This window comes from Citrobacter sp. wls757 (assembly GCF_005280935.1).
GTDB classification, from domain to species: Bacteria; Pseudomonadota; Gammaproteobacteria; order Enterobacterales; family Enterobacteriaceae; genus Citrobacter; species Citrobacter portucalensis.
The window spans coordinates 5,705-6,141 of sequence record NZ_SZWU01000016.1; the positions used below are offsets into that span (position 1 = coordinate 5,705).

Here is a 437-nt window from a genome sequence, read left to right on the forward strand (position 1 = left end):
ACTGGTTAAAAATGTCGGCAACGGGATATTCGACGTTACGGCTTTACTGCAGAACTCAGCAACTCATGGCACGAAAAAGGCTACGGAGACCATCAGCGATGTGCAGGTTCAAGAAACTGTCAGTGATGAAAAACAGGCTGGTGATGCGCTGCATACAGGCAAGAGCAGTGTGGAAACTGGTGAAGAGTCACATACCAGCCAGCAAGCCGATGTAAACCAGAATACAAATTCTGTCCCCCAAAATAGCGATTCTGTAAACCAAACCGAACCAGTTGCGGCACAAACCGAGCCAGAAGCGCAATCTGACGAACCGTCTATTGTTTACCCCGCTTACTTCGAGCCAGGCCGCTATGAGGGTTTGCCGAACGAGGTTTATCACGCAGCGAACGGTATCAGCTCTACCCAGGTGAAAGATGCGCGTGTGTCGCTGATGTACT

1 pseudogene is annotated in these 437 nt (G+C 50.1%); it reads left to right on the forward strand.

The features are described 5' to 3' along the window. A pseudogene (locus FDW94_RS23850) lies at nucleotides 1-437 on the forward strand (exodeoxyribonuclease); the annotation flags it as partial.